Annotated in this window: 1 protein-coding gene; it reads left to right on the forward strand. The window is 46.0% G+C overall.

Features of this window, described 5'->3' with window-relative positions; all coding sequences use genetic code 11:
• Positions 1 to 55 precede the first annotated feature (55 nt).
• Positions 56 to 513 (forward strand): flagellin N-terminal helical domain-containing protein (locus HUK38_RS14760; RefSeq protein WP_476718486.1); only part of this gene is annotated, 458 nt, incomplete at its 3' end.

Here is a 513-nt window from a genome sequence, read left to right on the forward strand (position 1 = left end):
CCCCTGTCATCTATTATAAGGTGACGCCAAAAGGGATATAACTAGGAGAGCAATCATGGCACAAGTTATCAACACCAACTATTCATCATTAAATGCGCAACGTAATTTGGTTAGCAGCCAAAAAGGATTGGAAAAGACATTGCAGCGTCTGTCCACCGGCTTGCGGATCAATGGTGCGAAAGATGACGCGGCAGGTCTGGGTATTTCTGAACGCATGACCGCGCAGATTCGCGGTTTAGATCAAGCCACCCGCAATGCGAACGACGGCGTTTCATTAACACAAACAGCTGAAGCGAATTTGGCGTCCACTGGTGATATTTTGCAACGGATGCGTGAATTGTCGGTGCAATCAGCGAATGCGACCAATTCCAGCACTGATCGCAAAGCGCTGCAAGATGAAATGAATCAATTGAATTCAGAAATGGATCGCATTGCATCCAATGCCGAGTTCAATGGCAAGAAATTGTTTGATGGCACTTTTGGATCAGTGAAATTCCAGATTGGTGCGAATTC

The organism is Thiospirillum jenense (genome assembly GCF_014145225.1).
GTDB lineage: Bacteria > Pseudomonadota > Gammaproteobacteria > Chromatiales > Chromatiaceae > Thiospirillum > Thiospirillum jenense.